Source organism: Lysinibacillus sp. NPDC093688, assembly GCF_050280145.1.
In the GTDB taxonomy this organism is placed as follows: Bacteria; Bacillota; Bacilli; order Bacillales_A; family Planococcaceae; genus Lysinibacillus; species Lysinibacillus xylanilyticus_B.
Genome location: NZ_JBNNUX010000057.1, coordinates 1 through 16,173 on the forward strand (window position 1 = coordinate 1; position 16,173 = coordinate 16,173).

Annotated in this window: 15 protein-coding genes; 13 read left to right on the top strand and 2 right to left on the bottom strand. The window is 38.6% G+C overall.

The genetic code is table 11. From position 1 onward, the window contains the following. The first annotated feature begins 431 nt into the window (after nt 1–431). The 4 genes from ACQKN2_RS23650 to cysK all read left to right on the top strand — a co-directional run bounded on the left by ACQKN2_RS23650 (nt 432) and on the right by cysK (nt 4,375). Entirely contained in the window at nt 432–1,199 is a 768-nt protein-coding gene (locus tag ACQKN2_RS23650; RefSeq protein ID WP_427417108.1) for a type III pantothenate kinase, read from the top strand. 21 nt (nt 1,200–1,220) lie between these two features. Next, complete coding sequence (gene hslO, locus ACQKN2_RS23655; protein ID WP_427417109.1) at nt 1,221–2,102, top strand: Hsp33 family molecular chaperone HslO; 882 nt, start codon at nt 1,221–1,223, stop codon at nt 2,100–2,102. Next, nucleotides 2,086–3,057 carry a peptidyl-prolyl cis-trans isomerase gene (locus tag ACQKN2_RS23660; RefSeq protein ID WP_427417110.1) on the top strand — a complete coding sequence of 324 codons (972 nt, stop codon included), beginning with the start codon at nt 2,086–2,088 and terminating at the stop codon, nt 3,055–3,057. The genes hslO and ACQKN2_RS23660 overlap by 17 nt, the downstream gene beginning before the upstream one ends. A 388-nt stretch (nt 3,058–3,445) precedes the next feature. After that, complete coding sequence (cysK, locus tag ACQKN2_RS23665) at nt 3,446–4,375, top strand: cysteine synthase A (protein ID WP_427417111.1); 930 nt, start codon at nt 3,446–3,448, stop codon at nt 4,373–4,375. 155 nt (nt 4,376–4,530) lie between these two features. On the opposite strand, the gene ACQKN2_RS23670 is transcribed toward cysK, so the two are convergent. Together ACQKN2_RS23670 and ACQKN2_RS23675 are read right to left on the bottom strand one after the other, a co-directional pair. Beyond that, nucleotides 4,531–5,379 (bottom strand): copper amine oxidase N-terminal domain-containing protein, encoded by an 849-nt coding sequence (locus ACQKN2_RS23670; protein ID WP_427417112.1) that lies wholly within the window; start codon nt 5,377–5,379, stop codon nt 4,531–4,533. 391 nt (nt 5,380–5,770) lie between these two features. Continuing rightward, entirely contained in the window at nt 5,771–6,619 is an 849-nt protein-coding gene (locus ACQKN2_RS23675; protein ID WP_427417113.1) for a copper amine oxidase N-terminal domain-containing protein, read from the bottom strand. Between the two features lie 265 nt (nt 6,620–6,884). Between ACQKN2_RS23675 and pabB the strand changes: the two genes are divergently transcribed. The 9 genes from pabB to ACQKN2_RS23720 all read left to right on the top strand — a co-directional run bounded on the left by pabB (nt 6,885) and on the right by ACQKN2_RS23720 (nt 15,367). Beyond that, a complete protein-coding gene (gene pabB, locus ACQKN2_RS23680; RefSeq protein ID WP_427417114.1) occupies nt 6,885–8,294 on the top strand; it encodes an aminodeoxychorismate synthase, component I in 1,410 nt (469 codons plus the stop codon). Continuing rightward, complete coding sequence (pabA, locus tag ACQKN2_RS23685) at nt 8,291–8,872, top strand: aminodeoxychorismate/anthranilate synthase component II (RefSeq protein ID WP_427417115.1); 582 nt, start codon at nt 8,291–8,293, stop codon at nt 8,870–8,872. Before pabB ends, pabA begins: the two co-directional genes overlap by 4 nt. Further along, nucleotides 8,873–9,712: an aminodeoxychorismate lyase gene (gene pabC / locus ACQKN2_RS23690; protein ID WP_427417116.1), complete on the top strand. Its 840-nt coding sequence runs from the start codon at nt 8,873–8,875 to the stop codon at nt 9,710–9,712. Nucleotides 9,713–9,725: 13 nt separating this feature from the next. Continuing rightward, entirely contained in the window at nt 9,726–10,580 is an 855-nt protein-coding gene (folP, locus tag ACQKN2_RS23695) for a dihydropteroate synthase (RefSeq protein ID WP_427417117.1), read from the top strand. Next, on the top strand, nt 10,580–10,945 hold the full coding sequence (folB, locus tag ACQKN2_RS23700; protein ID WP_079563711.1) for a dihydroneopterin aldolase: 366 nt from the start codon (nt 10,580–10,582) through the stop codon (nt 10,943–10,945). Before folP ends, folB begins: the two co-directional genes overlap by 1 nt. Next, the gene (gene folK, locus ACQKN2_RS23705; RefSeq protein ID WP_427417118.1) at nt 10,945–11,466 is read left to right on the top strand and encodes a 2-amino-4-hydroxy-6-hydroxymethyldihydropteridine diphosphokinase; all 522 of its coding nucleotides are present in this window, start codon (nt 10,945–10,947) and stop codon (nt 11,464–11,466) included. Before folB ends, folK begins: the two co-directional genes overlap by 1 nt. Nucleotides 11,467–11,548: 82 nt before the next feature. After that, nucleotides 11,549–12,589, top strand: coding sequence for a tRNA dihydrouridine synthase DusB (gene dusB, locus ACQKN2_RS23710; protein ID WP_427417119.1), 1,041 nt, complete (start codon nt 11,549–11,551; stop codon nt 12,587–12,589). A 180-nt stretch (nt 12,590–12,769) separates the two neighbouring features. Beyond that, the gene (gene lysS / locus ACQKN2_RS23715) at nt 12,770–14,272 is read left to right on the top strand and encodes a lysine--tRNA ligase (RefSeq protein ID WP_427417120.1); all 1,503 of its coding nucleotides are present in this window, start codon (nt 12,770–12,772) and stop codon (nt 14,270–14,272) included. An 822-nt stretch (nt 14,273–15,094) separates the two neighbouring features. Further along, a complete protein-coding gene (locus ACQKN2_RS23720; RefSeq protein WP_323651220.1) occupies nt 15,095–15,367 on the top strand; it encodes a hypothetical protein in 273 nt (90 codons plus the stop codon). Nucleotides 15,368–16,173: the final 806 nt, after the last annotated feature.

The following is a 16,173-nucleotide window of genomic DNA, read 5'->3' on the forward strand; positions in this document are numbered from 1 at the left end:
GGATCAGCGATAGAGGAACGAAGGCTAAAACCATCACATCCTGTGATAACGCCTTCGTGACCAACATCGTGTTGGCCCGAGACCCTGGAGCGAGCCTCGCGAGTGAAGCGGCTCATCGGACGCCCCCAGGAAAGCGCCCAGCCGGAACGGAAATCAACCCCACGTTTTGGTGATAGGAATTAAATTTAATTGACAGGAGCTACCTAAGATGAGGGTGGCTCCTTTATGTAGTGAGATGAATGTTATTTCATAGGAATAAAAGTATGGTATCATTTTCTAAAGCGTTTTAACTCGTTCCGATTCCGGACGCAATTATGCCGAGGTATAATTAATTTTGATTTTTTGTGCATGAGTATGCATTGTTTTAGTTGTATCAATCGCATAGTGACAGGTACAATTACGATGAGGGGCATAAATAGGAGGCATCGACCATGATTTTAGTTTTAGATGCAGGAAATTCGAATATCGTTTTAGGTGTCTATGATGACAACGATCAATTGGCCTTCCATTGGCGTATGGTGACAGACCTTCATAAAACAGAAGATGAATACGCAATGCAAGTATTATCTTTCTTTAATCATGCAGGCATTTCATTTGAACAGGTCAAAGGCATTATTATATCTTCTGTTGTACCACCAATCATGTTTTCATTAGAAGCAATGTGTCAAAAGTATTTTCAAAAAAAACCACTCGTCGTAGGACCAGGTGTGAAAACAGGATTGAATATTAAATATGAAAACCCTCGTGAAGTTGGCTCAGACCGTATAGTGAACGCTATTGCGGCTCTTGATGATTATAAAGCACCACTGATTATTGTTGATTTTGGTACTGCCACGACATATTGTTACTTAAACGAAAAGGGCGATTATATGGGCGGTGCTATCGCTCCAGGTATTTCGATTTCAACGGAGGCGCTGTATACACAGGCAGCTAGATTGCCGCGTATTGAAATATTGCGCTCTACACATATTGTTGGAAAGACAACCGTATCTGCTATGCAGGCCGGAATTTTTTATGGCTTTGTTGGGCAAGTTGAGGGAATTGTTAATCGCATGAAAGCACAAAGTAAGGAAGAACCTTTAGTAATTGCTACTGGAGGATTAGCAAATTTAATTGCTGGGGAGACGCGAGCTATTGATGTAGTCGACCCGTTTTTAACATTAAAAGGCTTATATAAGCTATATAAACGCAATCAATAAGAAATGAGGGACATTTCATTTATGAAAGACTATTTAGTACGGGGTTTAGGATTCAACGGACAGGTTCGTGTTTTTGCGGCTTGTACAACAGCAACAGTAGGAGAAGCGCAACGACGTCATAATACATGGCCTGTTGTATCGGCAGCCCTTGGTCGTTCTATGACTGCTGCGGTGATGATGGGTGCCATGTTAAAAGGTGAGGAAAAAATCACTGTTAAAATTGAGGGGAACGGTCCAATCGGTCCAATGGTAATTGACAGTAACGCGCACGGTGAAGTACGTGGTTTTGTGACAAATCCTCATGTTCATTTCGATTTAAATGAGCACGGTAAGCTTGATGTTCGAGCAGGTGTTGGAACAGAGGGTGCATTAACGGTCGTAAAAGATCTTGGCTTGAGAGACATGTTCTCTGGACAAACGCCAATTGTATCAGGTGAAATTGCTGAGGACTTTACTTACTATTTTGCTACATCAGAGCAAGTGCCTTCATCAGTTGGGTTAGGGGTTTTAGTAAATCCTGATAACACAATTCTTGCAGCTGGTGGCTTTATCCTTCAATTAATGCCAGGTTGTGATGAAGAGACAATCAATGAAATTGAGCAGCATCTTGCTACTCTAGAGCCTGTTTCAAAAATGATTGAAAAAGGTTTTACACCTGAGCAAATTTTAGAGGCAGTATTAGGAGAAGGCCATCTACAAATTTTAGATTCCATGCCTGTAGAATTTAAATGTCAATGTTCAAAAGAGCGATTTGGTGCAGCAATTTTAGGGTTAGGGATACAAGAAATTCGAGAAATGATTGAAGAGGATGGCGAAGCAGAAGCACAATGTCACTTCTGTTTAGAAACATACCGTTTCTCAAAAGAAGAGTTAGAAGGATATATTGATGAGCTCAAAGCGTAATCGACGACCTTTATCCGCTGGAACACCTAACCAAACGCCCTTACTGCAACGCCGTCTTAAGACAAAACCGGCTTTAACAGTTATTGCAATCTTGTTATTAGGAAATATTTTATGGTTTATTACTTGGTTAATCCCTAATAAAGACCAGGAAATTGGTAGCGACGAGCAAGTCGCTGCCGTTGACGGGGAAACTATTACACGTCAAGAGTGGATGATTGCCATGGAAGAACGCTATGGTAAAGAGACGCTACAAAATTTAGTGAATGAATCTGTGATGGAAAAGGCAGCTAAAAAATTTAAAATCCAAGTGACGGATAAAGAGATTGATTTAGAGTTAGCCTTAATGCGTTCTGCTCAAGATAAATTTGATACTGCCATGCAAAACCTTTCATCAGAGCAACTACGCCAAAAAATTCGCTCACAGCTTATTTTGGATAAGGTGTTGACGAAAGATGTGGTTATAAAAAAAGGTAGTATTGAGAAATATTATGAGGAAAATCAGGCACTATACAATACGAAAACAAACTATCGTACGAATTTTATAGAGGTGGACTCAAAAAAAGCTGCTGAGGAAGCATTCAGTGAAATAAAAAATGCCTCTGATTTTTCGGTGCTAGCACGTGAAATATCCTTAGACAGTGCGTCGGCTAGCTTAGGTGGAGATATCGGTTTCCTTACAGAAAATCAAGAAAATATCGATCCTGCCATTTTAAAATCAGTGAAAGCTTTAAAAGCAGGTGAAGTTAGTAAAGCATTTAAGCTTGCTAACGGTCATTATGGAATTGTACAAGTACAAGAGATATTAGAAGGGCAATCCTTTACATATGACGACGTGAAAGAACATATTGAACGTGAGCTTGCCTTAGAGCAGTTGTCACAATCTGTTACACCAGAAGCATTTTGGTCTGAATTTAATGCAACTTGGTATTACGGTGAAGCGAAAAAAGGTAAATAACAGATTGCTCTGAAATGAGTATCAATTATGCCTCAGCGTAATTGCGTCCGGAATCGGCTAAACATTTGCTGAAAGAAGTTAAAAAATCTGCGAGATATCTGCGGGAAAAGTGAGCCAGGGAAACCCCTGCAGACGTTTAGCGTCAACAGAGTAACGGCCACCCCAGGATATTGAGCAGATTTTTATTTCCCTTCATTCGCAAATGTTGGCCGAAAGCATTATGACGTGATTACGCCAAGGCGAAATTGTTTCAAGTTGAGGTTGGATCGGTTGCAATAAATATTCTGAAAATATAAGTTATATTTATTGACAATCGAATGGAAAAATTGATAAAATCAAAAATAAGTAAAACCTATAAAAATAGTAGGGATTAGGAGTGGATTGATAAATGAGTAGATTAGCAAACTCAGTGGCTGAATTAGTTGGTAAAACGCCAATTGTTAAATTAAATCATGCAACAGGTGAAAACGAAGGTACTGTTTATGTGAAATTAGAATACTTTAACCCGGGCAGTTCAGTAAAAGACCGTTTAGCTTTAGCGATGATTGAAGCGGCTGAGAAAGACGGTACATTAAAGCCAGGTGGTACAATTATTGAGCCTACTTCTGGAAATACAGGTATTGGTCTTGCGATGATTGCTGCAGCTAAAGGCTATAAAGCGATTTTAGTAATGCCAGAAACAATGAGCTTAGAGCGTCGTAACTTATTGCGTGCTTATGGTGCAGAGCTTGTATTAACACCTGGACCAGCAGGTATGAAAGGTGCAATTTCTAAGGCGGAGGAATTGTCTGCTGAGCATGGCTACTTCTTACCACAACAATTCACGAACCCAGCTAATGCTGTTGTTCACCGTTTAACAACAGGTCCAGAAATTGTGGAAGCATTTGAAGGTTTAAAATTAGATGCATTTGTTGCTGGTGTTGGTACAGGAGGTACAATTACGGGTGCAGGTGCTGTGCTAAAAGAGCAATACCCAGATATTGAAATTATTGCTGTTGAACCAAAAGATTCACCAGTACTTTCTGGCGGTCAACCAGGGCCTCATAAAATTCAAGGTATCGGAGCTGGCTTCGTACCTGAAGTATTAGATACAGATGTATACTCTACTGTATTCCCAGTTGAAAATGAGATTGCTTTTGAAGTAGCACGTAAAGTAGCACGTGAAGAAGGTATCTTATGTGGTATTTCATCAGGTGCAGCTATTCATGTTGCTATTGAAGCAGCAAAACGTTTAGGCAAGGGTTCAAATGTTCTTGCAATCGTACCTTCAAATGGGGAACGTTATTTATCAACACCGTTATATCAATTCGAAGACTAATCCAATTATTTGTAGGTAAGGGCTCCTTTAACGAGGAGTCTTTTTTTAGTATCAATGAAGCCGAGGTATAATTGATACTAAAAAAACTGCCCATAAATGTTAGCGGTATAACTAACATTTATGGAGCAGCTCAAAACTATGATTAGAATAGCCTACTATAGAACTGTATTACTTAAGACTTTTAAGAAGCCATTGTTAGTGGCAGTATTCATTAATTGTTTAATAGATTCCAGTGCTTTATCAGAGAATATATACCATTTATTCGCAGTCACATCATGTATTAATACAACCGGGTACCCTTTCAATACTTCATCTGGGAAGGCTGTATTTAAATGATAAAGGTCAAACTGTTGAATGCTTTTATTTTCATTACTCATAAAATTATATTGTCCAAATTTAGAATAAGAACCTGGATTATCTAGATCAATCTGCCATGAATATTTAGCAGGAGCATCAACTAGTTTTCCTTTATTTTCAACGAACATTTTATATAAGGCTTTATTGTAGGTGTTCCCTTGGAGCTGCTGTACGACACCACCCATTGTCATGCGGTATTCATATTGAACAGCTTTTACTTTAACATTGTTTATAACCAATGGCGCAGTATCTACTGTTACTGTGAAATTTTGATAATTGACTTGACAACCAAAGGTCTCTGCAATAAATCGAATAGGAACAAATAGTCTATTGTTTTTTAAATATGGTTTAACATCAAGTAACTCTGTTTTACCGTTTTTTATAACAGTGTTGCTATTCGGTTGTAACGTTATCTGCATTTTGTTATTTGTTAGTGTTACTTTTGAGTCTTTCCAATTTACTGTTGCTCCTAAATTTTCACTGATAACACGCAAAGGCACCATTGTTCGATTATTCTTAGTTTCTGGTGCCGCATCTGTAGTTACTACAACACCATCGATCTTTATTGTACTATTCGCTGCGTATGCAGGTAGAGAAAACAGCATGAGTATCATGGCGAGGAAAACCCCTGAAAAAACCTTTTTCATGAAATAACAGCTCCTTTTTACGAAATAAATTTACACAATTTGTAAAAAACTCTATTTGTTATCAGTATAGCAAATACTCTTCTCTTAGCCAAATTATAAAGTAGAAATATATATTCAAAAGACATTTGTTGCTGACGCTTCGCTTTCGTGTGCTTTCGCTACAAAAGGCATGTGCTGAAAAAGTTAAATTTTACGTGGCAATTATTTATCGATACCTTTATATCAATTTGGAGACTAACCCAATTATTTGTACGTAAGAGCTCCTTTAACGAGGGGCCTTTTTTATTATCAAAAATGCCTCGACATAATTGAAAATAAAAAACCCATAAATGTTAGCGGTATAACTAACATTTATGGAGCAGTTCAAAAAATATGAATAGGATAGACTTCACTATACAACTGTATTACTTAAGACTTTTACGAAGCCATTGTTAGTGGCAGTATTCAATAATTGATCAATAGATTCAAGTGCATTGTTAGTGAATAAATACCATTTATCCGCAGTAACATCATGAATTAATGCTTTTGGGTATCCTTTCAATTCTTCATCTGGGAAGGCTGTATTTAAAGAATAAAGGTCAAACTGTTGAATGCTTTTATTTTCATGACTCATAAAATTATATTGTCCAAGTTTATAATAGGAACCGGGATTGTCTAGATCAATCTGCCATGAATATTTAGCAGGAGCATCAACTAGGTTTCCTTTATTTTCAACGAACATTTTATATAAGGCTTTATTGTAGGTGTTTCCTTGCATCTGCTGTACGACCCCACCCATTGTCATATGGTATTCATATTGAACAGCTTTTACTTTTACGTTGTTCATAACCAATGGCGCAGTATCTATTGTTACTGTGGAATTTTGATAATTGACCTGACAACCGAAGGTCTCTGCAATAAATCGAATAGGAACAAATAGTCTATTGTTCTTTAAATACGGTTTGACATCAAGTAACTCTGTTTTACCGTTTTTTATAACAGTGTTGCTATTCTGTTGTAACGTTATCTGCATTTTGTTATTCGTTAGTGTTACTTTTGAGTCTTTCCAATTTACTGTTGCCCCCAAATTTTCGCTGATAACACGCAAAGGCACCATTGTTCGATTATTCTTCGTTTCTGGTGCCGCATCTGTAGTAACGACAACACCGTCTATCTTAATAGTGCTATGCGCTGCATACGCAGGTAGAGAAGTCAGCATGAGTATCATCGCGAGGAAAACTCCTGAAAGAATCTTTTTCATGATATAACAGCTCCTTTTTATAAAATAAATATACACAATTTGTAAATTTTTCTATTTACTAAGTATAGCAAAAGCTCTTCTTTTAGCCAAATTATAAAGTAGATATATATTTTAAAAGACACTCGTAGCTGCCGCTTCGCTTTCGCTACAGAAAATAATTGCTGAAAGAAGTTAAATTTTACGTGGCAATTGAAAAATATTCGCTTCACAGCAATATTCAAGTTAAGATGGAATCACATCATATGACTTAAAGGGGAATAGCAACTTGAAGACAATACTGACGAAAACAATATCGATGGATGCAGACTCGTTTTTTTATAGTTATAAGAAGCAAACAGAAGCAGAACAAGCACATATATTTTTAGAAAGTGGACGCGGAGGAAATTTTACGATAGCTGCTTGGAATCCATTAGCTACAGCACAATCGGTTGAGAATGGTTTACTTGTAAAGTGGAGAAATGGTGAGACAGAACATTTAAACGGTGAGCCTCTTACTTTATTAGAGAAATTAGTGGAGAAATATCACGTTTCATATAATGCTGAGCTTCCTGTTTTTCAAGGTGGAGCTATTGGGTTTGTTGCATACGATTATGCTCGTAAAATCGAAGTGTTGCCTAATACTGCTATAGATGATTTACATGTACCAGATATCTATTTTTATATGTTTGATTGCTGGGCAGTACACGATGTGAAAACAAATAAAGTGACGCTTATGAAGCTAGCAGACTGTCATGTAAATTTGGAGGAATGGGCTAATGCGTGGCAAGGGGCAGCGCAAGAAGGATTGCTTACTCGTAAATTTGAAAAAGCAAGTGCTGTAGAAATAGTAAATGACGAAAGTGAATTGTTAGTATCATTCGCTGGAACGGCTTTTGAGGAAGCGGTGAGTAAGATCCAAACATACATAGCGCAAGGTGATGTATTCCAAGTGAATTTGTCAGTACGTCAATCTAAAAAGTTAAACGCAACTGCAATGGATGTATATGAAGCGTTACGTGCATTTAACCCATCGCCTTACATGGCTTATATAGAAGCACCGGATTTTGCTGTAGTTTCGGGTTCACCTGAGCTTTTGGTGAAGCGTCACGGCAATGAATTGTCTACTCGACCGATTGCTGGTACACGACCAAGAGGGAAATCCGAGGCAGAGGATTTAGCGTTAGCACAGGAATTGATTGATAACGACAAGGAACGTGCCGAACATGTAATGCTAGTTGATTTAGAGCGTAATGATTTAGGAAGAGTATCTACGTATGGGACGGTTGAAGTGGATGAGTTCATGGTGATTGAACGCTATTCACACGTGATGCACATTGTTTCCAATGTACGAGGAGAAATAGCTGAAGGGAAAACCAATGCAGACGTTATCCGTGCCATGTTCCCAGGAGGAACAATAACAGGTGCACCGAAAATTCGTACGATGGAGATTATTGAAGAATTAGAACCTGTAAGAAGAGGGTTATACACGGGTTCGATTGGCTGGCTAGGCTACACAGGTGATATGGAATTTAATATTGTCATTCGTACAGCGTTTATTAAAGATGGGGTAGCACATATTCAAGCGGGAGCGGGCATTGTTGTTGATTCTGTTCCGGAAAGAGAATACCAAGAATCTTTAAATAAAGCGAAGGCGATGTGGCAGGCTAAGGCAATGGCAGAGGAGCGAGCAAAATGATTTTAATGATTGATAACTACGATTCTTTTACGTATAACCTTGTACAGTATTTTGGGGAATATGGTCATGAATTAGTGGTCAAAAGAAACGATGTATTGACGGTGAAAGATATTGAGCAGCTTGCGCCAGATATGATTGTCATTTCTCCGGGGCCATGTAGCCCGAATGAAGCGGGTGAAAGTCTGAACATTATTAAGTATTTCGCGGGAAATATTCCGATTTTAGGCGTTTGTCTTGGCCATCAAGCTATTGCTCAAGTATTCGGGGGGAATGTTATACGAGCTGAGCGTTTGATGCATGGTAAAACATCACCTGTGTTACATGCAGAAATAGGTTTGCATAAGGGGATGCCAAATCCATTTGAAGCTACTCGTTACCATTCTTTAATTGTAGAGAAGGAAACATTACCTGCATGTTTTGAAGTGACGGCATGGACAGAAGAAGGCGAAATTATGGGCATTCGTCATAAGGATTATCCAATTGAGGGAGTGCAATACCATCCTGAATCGATTATGACAGAACAAGGTAAAAAGCTTCTACGCCAGTTTATCGATTTGTATGTTGAGGGAGCGAAGTAAATGCTGTGCTGGATGAATGGAGACTACATAGCGGCGCAGGACTTGCGCATTTCACCATTTGATCATGGATTTTTATACGGGTTAGGCTTTTTTGAAACGTTTCGAACGTATAAAGGAAAGACGTTTAGCTGGGAAGCGCATATGGAAAGGTTGCAAACAGCACTTTCCCAATATCGTATTCATATGTCCTATACTGAAGCGGATTTACTTAAGGTTGTTCAGCAATTAAATGAACAGGCCAATGGACAGGATGGTTATTTCCGTATAAACGTCTCAGCTGGAGATCATAGTATCGGTTTACAGCCTACCGAATACAGACGCCCGAATGTTATTGTTTTTCGCAAAGAATTACATGATACACCTCGAGGTATGGAAAAAAACGCACAGTGGCTTGTAACACCGCGCAATACTCCCGAAAAAGGGCTTCGTGTGAAATCACATCATTATGGCAATAACGTACTTGGACGTTTTGAGATGCCATCTCTGGCGCAACAGGAGGGCTTCTTTGTAACAGAAGATGGCTTTGTTGCTGAAGGTATTACATCAAATATCTTTTGGATGAAAAATGATATACTATATACGCCTTCCTTAGAGACTGGTATTTTACCTGGAATTATCCGAGCGTGGGTAATTGAACGAGCACAATCTCTAGGAATTAAGGTAAGAGAAGGTTTCTTTACTAAAGAGGATGTAGAGCAATGCTCAGAATGCTTTATTACCAACTCTATACAAGAGCTAGTTCCAATTCGTAAATTAGAGAACAAGCAGTTATTAGGCAATAAAGGGCCTGTTTATTCGTGTTTACATGAAGCATTTGTCAATGAAGTGGAACAAGAATAGAAGGAGAGTTTACATGCTAGAAAAATATACAACAACATTAACTATTAACGGTATCACGTTAGACTATACAGCAGAAACTTTTGTGATGGGTATTTTAAATGTCACACCGGATTCATTTTCAGATGGAGGAAAGTATAATAACGTTGAGGCTGCTGTTGCGCAAGCGAAAAAAATGGTAGCTGAAGGTGCTAAAATTATTGATGTTGGCGGAGAATCAACACGGCCAGGTTATGAACGTATCTCCGATGAAGATGAAATTGCACGAATTGTGCCAGTTATTCAAGCTTTAGTAGCTGAAGTGCCGGCAGTAATATCGGTTGATACGTATAAAGCGAACGTAGCTCGAGCGGCTATTGAAGCTGGTGCGCATATTATTAATGATATTTGGGGAGCGAAAGCTGAGCCTGAGATCGCTCAGGTGGCTGCAGATTTAAATGTACCGATTATTTTAATGCATAATCGAGACAACACTGATTATGGTACTGATTTCTGGATAACGGCAAAGGCCGACTTAGAAAAGAGTATTGCTATTGCCCGAAATGCAGGTGTACCAGATAATCATATTATTTTAGATCCGGGCATAGGTTTTGCGAAAACTACCGCTCAAAATATAGAAATGATGCAACATTTAGAGGATTTGGCAGCGATGGGTTACCCTGTTTTGCTAGCGACTTCACGTAAATCAATGATTGGTAATGTCTTAAAGCTGCCTGTTGAGGAGCGTATAGAAGGTACAGGTGCAACGGTTGTTTACGGTATTGAAAAGGGCTGCCATATGATTCGTGTGCATGATGTAAAGGAAATGGCACGAGCGACACATATGGCTGATATTTTAGTGGGTAAGCGTATTTATAAGGAGGAAGCGTAATGGACTATATTCATTTAAAGGATATGCAGTTTTACGGCTATCACGGTGTTTTAGCAGCGGAAACAACACTCGGTCAACGCTTCCGTGCCAATGTTTCGCTTGCTGTAGATATGACAAAGGCTGGAGAGACTGATGACTTGGACTATACGGTGAACTATGCAGAGGTTTATGCGTTATGCCGTGATATCGTTGAAGGCGAGCCGTTCAAGCTTATTGAAGCACTTGTTTCAAAAATAGCAAACAGTATTTTAGAGACATACTCAGAAAAGGTTAAGGGTGTTCGCGTGGAGCTTATTAAACCGGACCCACCGATACATGGTTATTATAAAGAGGTGTCAGTAGAGGTAACGAGAGGTGATTACTAATGAATGAAGTGTATTTATCGATCGGTACAAATATGGGAGAGCGTTTTGAAAACCTACAACATGCTGTTAAACTTTTAGAGGGCAAAGATGAAATTGAAGTTGTACAAATTTCTTCAGTTTATGAAACAGCGGCGGTAGGCTACGCGGACCAAGCAGACTTTTTAAATATTGCTGTTCGCATTAAAACGAGTTATTCATCTTCTGAAATGCTGAAAATTTGCCAATGGGTAGAAAGTGAACTAGGGCGGGTTCGTGAATTCCGATGGGGTCCACGAATCATTGACCTTGACATTTTGCTATACAATCACGAAAATATTGAAACTGAAAGCTTAATTGTTCCACATCCAAGAATGTATGAGCGAGCTTTCGTACTAGTACCACTTATAGAAATTACGCCTGCGCCAGTTGGAGAACAGCTGCGAAGGGTACACGATATAATGCAACAGATGGATTGTGAAGAGGAAGGCGTAACTTTATGGCAAGCATCAGCAGAGCTGAAAATGATGCAGTCCGTTAATTAGGTTTCTAATCCTTAAGTTAAAGCCTCCTGCGGTTGTTTTTATATAGAAATAGGTGAAAACCTATAGAAGGGGGAAAACAACATTGAGTCAGACAACTGAGAAGCCGTTTCAAATTGGGGATATAGTCATGGACAACCGTGTCGTATTAGCGCCAATGGCTGGAATCTGTAACTCTGCTTTCCGTTTAACTGTTAAGGAGTTCGGAGCAGGGCTAGTATATGCAGAAATGATTAGTGATAAAGGGATTGTCCAGAAGAACGAAAAAACACTAGGCATGCTTTATATCGATGAGCGTGAAAATCCACTTTCACTGCAAATCTTCGGTGGTGATAAGGCAACACTTGTGGAAGCGGCTAAGTATGTAGATGAAAACACAACTGCCGATATTATCGATATTAATATGGGCTGCCCGGTTAATAAAATTATTAAATGCGAAGCGGGCGCGCGGTTACTTTTAGACCCGAATAAATTATATGAAATGGTAGCGGCTGTTGTAGATGCTGTAAAAAAACCTGTCAGCGTAAAAATGCGTATTGGTTGGGATGACGAGCATATCTTTGCTGTTGAGAACGCACAAGCTGCCGAGCGTGCTGGTGCTTCAGCAATAGCTGTTCATGGACGTACACGTGTACAAATGTACGAAGGAAAAGCAAATTGGGATATCATTCGTCAAGTGAAGGAAAATGTGAAAATTCCTGTGCTTGGTAATGGTGATGTAGAAACTCCTCAAGATGCAAAACGTATGCTTGATACTACTGGGGTAGATGCAGTAATGATTGGACGCGCTGCTTTAGGTAATCCATGGATGATTTATCGTACAGTTCAATACCTTGAAACTGGTGAGCTAAAGGAAGAGCCAAATGTACGTGAAAAAATTGATGTGTGTTTGCTTCACTTTGAACGCCTTATGCAATTAAAAGGAGAGAGTGTGGCGGTACGTGAAATGCGTAAACACGCTTCATGGTATTTAAAAGGTATTCGCGGTAATGGTATAGCGCGTAAAGCGATTAACCAAACAGAAACTGCGGTAGAGCTTCGTGCACTATTAAATGGACTTGTACAAGACTATGAAGAGCTTGAATCTACATTAATAGTTCCAGAAGCAAAAGAATTAATTATTTAATACATTAAAAGGGCGTCTCATTGTATTGAGACGTCTATTTTTCTGCTAACATTAATTTTTAGAATTATTAATCATTTTTTCTCTTATGGAAATTAAAACGAAACAGATGATTACAGCTATAAAATTGTGTACAATAGAAATATTATGGATGTAAACGCAATACGGACAATTTAATAAGGAGTGAATCAAGTGTCAAACATAGAAGAATTAAATGATCAGCTTTTGGTGAGACGCCAAAAAATGACGGCTATTCGAGATAATGGTCAAGATCCATTTGGTAGTCGTTTTGAACGTACGCATTTATCAACAGAAGTACGTGAACAATTTGCGGATCAAACAAAAGAGCAGCTAGAGGAAAACCTACAAGAGGTAATTATTGCGGGTCGTATTATGACGAAACGCGGTAAAGGAAAAGCTGGCTTTGCACATATTCAAGATTTAGGTGGCCAAATTCAAATTTACGTTCGCCAGGATCATGTTGGCGAAGAAGCATATGAATTATTTAAACAAGCTGACCTAGGTGATATCGTAGGGATTCGTGGTAATGTATTCCGAACACAAGTGGGAGAGCTTTCAGTAAAGGCTGAAGAATTTACATTCTTATCAAAAGCGTTACGCCCTATGCCGGAAAAATTCCATGGCTTACAAGATGTTGAACAACGTTACCGTCAACGTTATTTAGATTTAATGACGAATGAGGAAAGTAAAACAACATTTATTACACGTTCTAAAATTATCCGTGCTATTCGCAATTATTTAGATAATACAGGATATTTAGAAGTAGAAACACCAATGCTTCATACAATTGCTGGTGGTGCAGCGGCTCGTCCATTTATTACACACCACAATGCACTTGATATGGAATTATATATGCGTATTGCAATTGAACTGCATTTGAAACGTCTAATTGTTGGTGGACTAGAGAAAGTGTATGAAATTGGTCGTGTTTTCCGAAATGAAGGGATCTCAACACGCCACAACCCTGAATTTACAATGATAGAGCTATACGAAGCTTATGCGGACTACAAAGATATTATGGCTCTAACAGAAAACCTTATTGCTCATGTAGCGCAAGAAGTTTTGGGTACTACTACAGTTCAATACGGTGAAGATGAAATTAATCTTGCTGTAGGCTGGAAGCGAGTTCATATGGTAGATGCAGTAAAAGAGGCTACAGGTGTAGACTTCTGGCAACCTATGACTAAGGAACAAGCTCAAGCACTTGCTAAAGAACATGGTGTAGAAGTTAAAGGAACACATGAGGTAGGGCATATTATTAACGAGTTCTTCGAGCAAAAGATCGAGGAGACTCTTGTTCAGCCTACATTTGTTTATGGTCATCCGGTAGAAATCTCACCTCTAGCAAAGAAAAATCCAGAGGACGAGCGTTTTACAGACCGTTTCGAATTATTTATCGTTCGACGCGAGCATGCAAATGCCTTTACAGAACTAAATGATCCTATTGACCAACGTGAGCGCTTTGAAGCTCAGTTAGTTGAAAAAGCAGCCGGTAATGATGAAGCGCATGAAATGGACAATGATTTCATTGAAGCGTTAGAATACGGTATGCCTCCTACAGGTGGATTGGGTATTGGTATTGACCGTTTAATCATGCTTCTTACAAATTCACCATCAATTCGCGACGTATTATTATTCCCTACAATGCGTCATACTACTAAATAGTTGTTTTAACTATTCCAGCGGATGTCGAAACACCCGCTGGAATAGAGGAACTCAGTCTAAGAACGCCACGTCCTGTGGCATTACCGAAATGACCGACATCGTGTCGGCCCTAAGCACAAAGCCGATTCCGGACGCAATTATGCCGAGGCATAATTGATAAGAGGACATAGTACGACTACTACCCGGGATAAAAAGCGGTAATCGAACTAGAAAAGAACAGCTTTGTTAAGAGGTAATCGTGAAAAAGCAGGAGTCGAGGTGTAGGAGAAGCACTAAGACTCCTGTTTTGTATCTTTTGCGATGATTACTTAGTTAATGTTTGAAAAGTTTAACTTCTTTCAGCGGAAGTCTCCCACCTCTATAGGTGTTGAGATGAATGCAGTTTTAAGTAACTTTTCAGGGGTGTCCAAACATCCGCTGAAAAAGAGGAACTCAGTCTAAGAGCGCCACGTCCTGTGACGACGACTGAGTGACCAACATCGTGTTGGCCCAAAGCTTCAGGCGGATGTCACGGAATCGGAAAGGAGTTCAATATAGGATGTTAGCCTAAAATCATCGCATCCATGCGATAACGGCTAACTGACCTGCATCGGTAAAAACGCCACGTCCTGTGGCATTACCGAAATGACCGACATCGTGTCGGCCCTCGTGCAGGCCTAAGCACAAAGCCGATTCCGGACGCAATTATGCCGAGGTATAATTGATAAAAAGAATTAAGTAGAGTATTTAAATGATGAATGAATATAAGGTATACTTTTAGAGTTCTGTTATTTACAGATAAAGTAGCAATAGACATTATAGAAGTATTATTGGAGGCTTATAATGAATTATAAAATCTTTAACAAACAAGTATTTGAACAAGCGCAAGTACGCTCAGTTTCAGATGTTCTGTTTACTGAGGAAGAGCTTGAAAATGGCATGAAATTAGCGGTTTCTAAGTCGGAACCGACCCTTGCTTTATATTTAGTGGAGATAGATGGTCAGAAGAAGTTTGATGTCCGTTGGGATGATTCCTCTGAAGTTTTCAGTGGCTGGTATTCGGCATGGGATAATTTCTCTTGGTGCCTAGATGTAGTTGATAAACAAAGTAATTAATTAGAATTAGTAGATTCTTTATATTTTAGTTTTGAAAAACACACTTTCAATTTTGATTTCCGCATTTGAAAAGCGAACATAATATATTCTTCTTTCTTTTTTTGTTATTATGTGCGGAACAATAAAGTGAAAAAGTAATAAACATGAATAAGTAGGAGTCGAGGTGTAGGATAACCACTTTGGCTCCTTTCTTCTATTGTATATTTGTTAGAGTGTTGTGTAAGAGGGGGATGACGCATTTTGATGTGTAGATCTTAGATGCTTTATCAAGGAAAGCTTGAGAAAGTATCCTTTTTAAAAAGGACTATACTTCGATAGAAGTAAGACTCTTCTTATTTAGTTTGTTGAGATTTTTAAGAAAGAGATGTATAGTAAAACAAATATAGTGGTAGATAGAAGATTGTAAGAGTTATTTAGTTCTCGAAAAAACACAAAATCTCTTACTAAATCGCTATTTACAATAAAGATAATTTTATAGTAAAAAAACACTTGCGGTTGTATTAGAATCATGATAAATTATTACTTGTCGTTAAGACGACGCAAGAAACAAAATGAATTCGAAAAAACATCAAAAAAGATGTTGACATCGAAAACTAAGAATAGTATTATATAAGAGTTGCTGCTTTTGAAACGAAGCGAAAAAACTTCAAAAAAAGAGTTGACAACGAAAAACGAAAATGTTATACTATAAAAGTTGTTGAAACAAAACAACAACGACATGAACCTTGAAAACTGAACAAGCAAAACGTAATCAATAAAGTTTTTAGTAGCTAACCTTGAGTTGGTGAACGAAACAAAATTTTGGA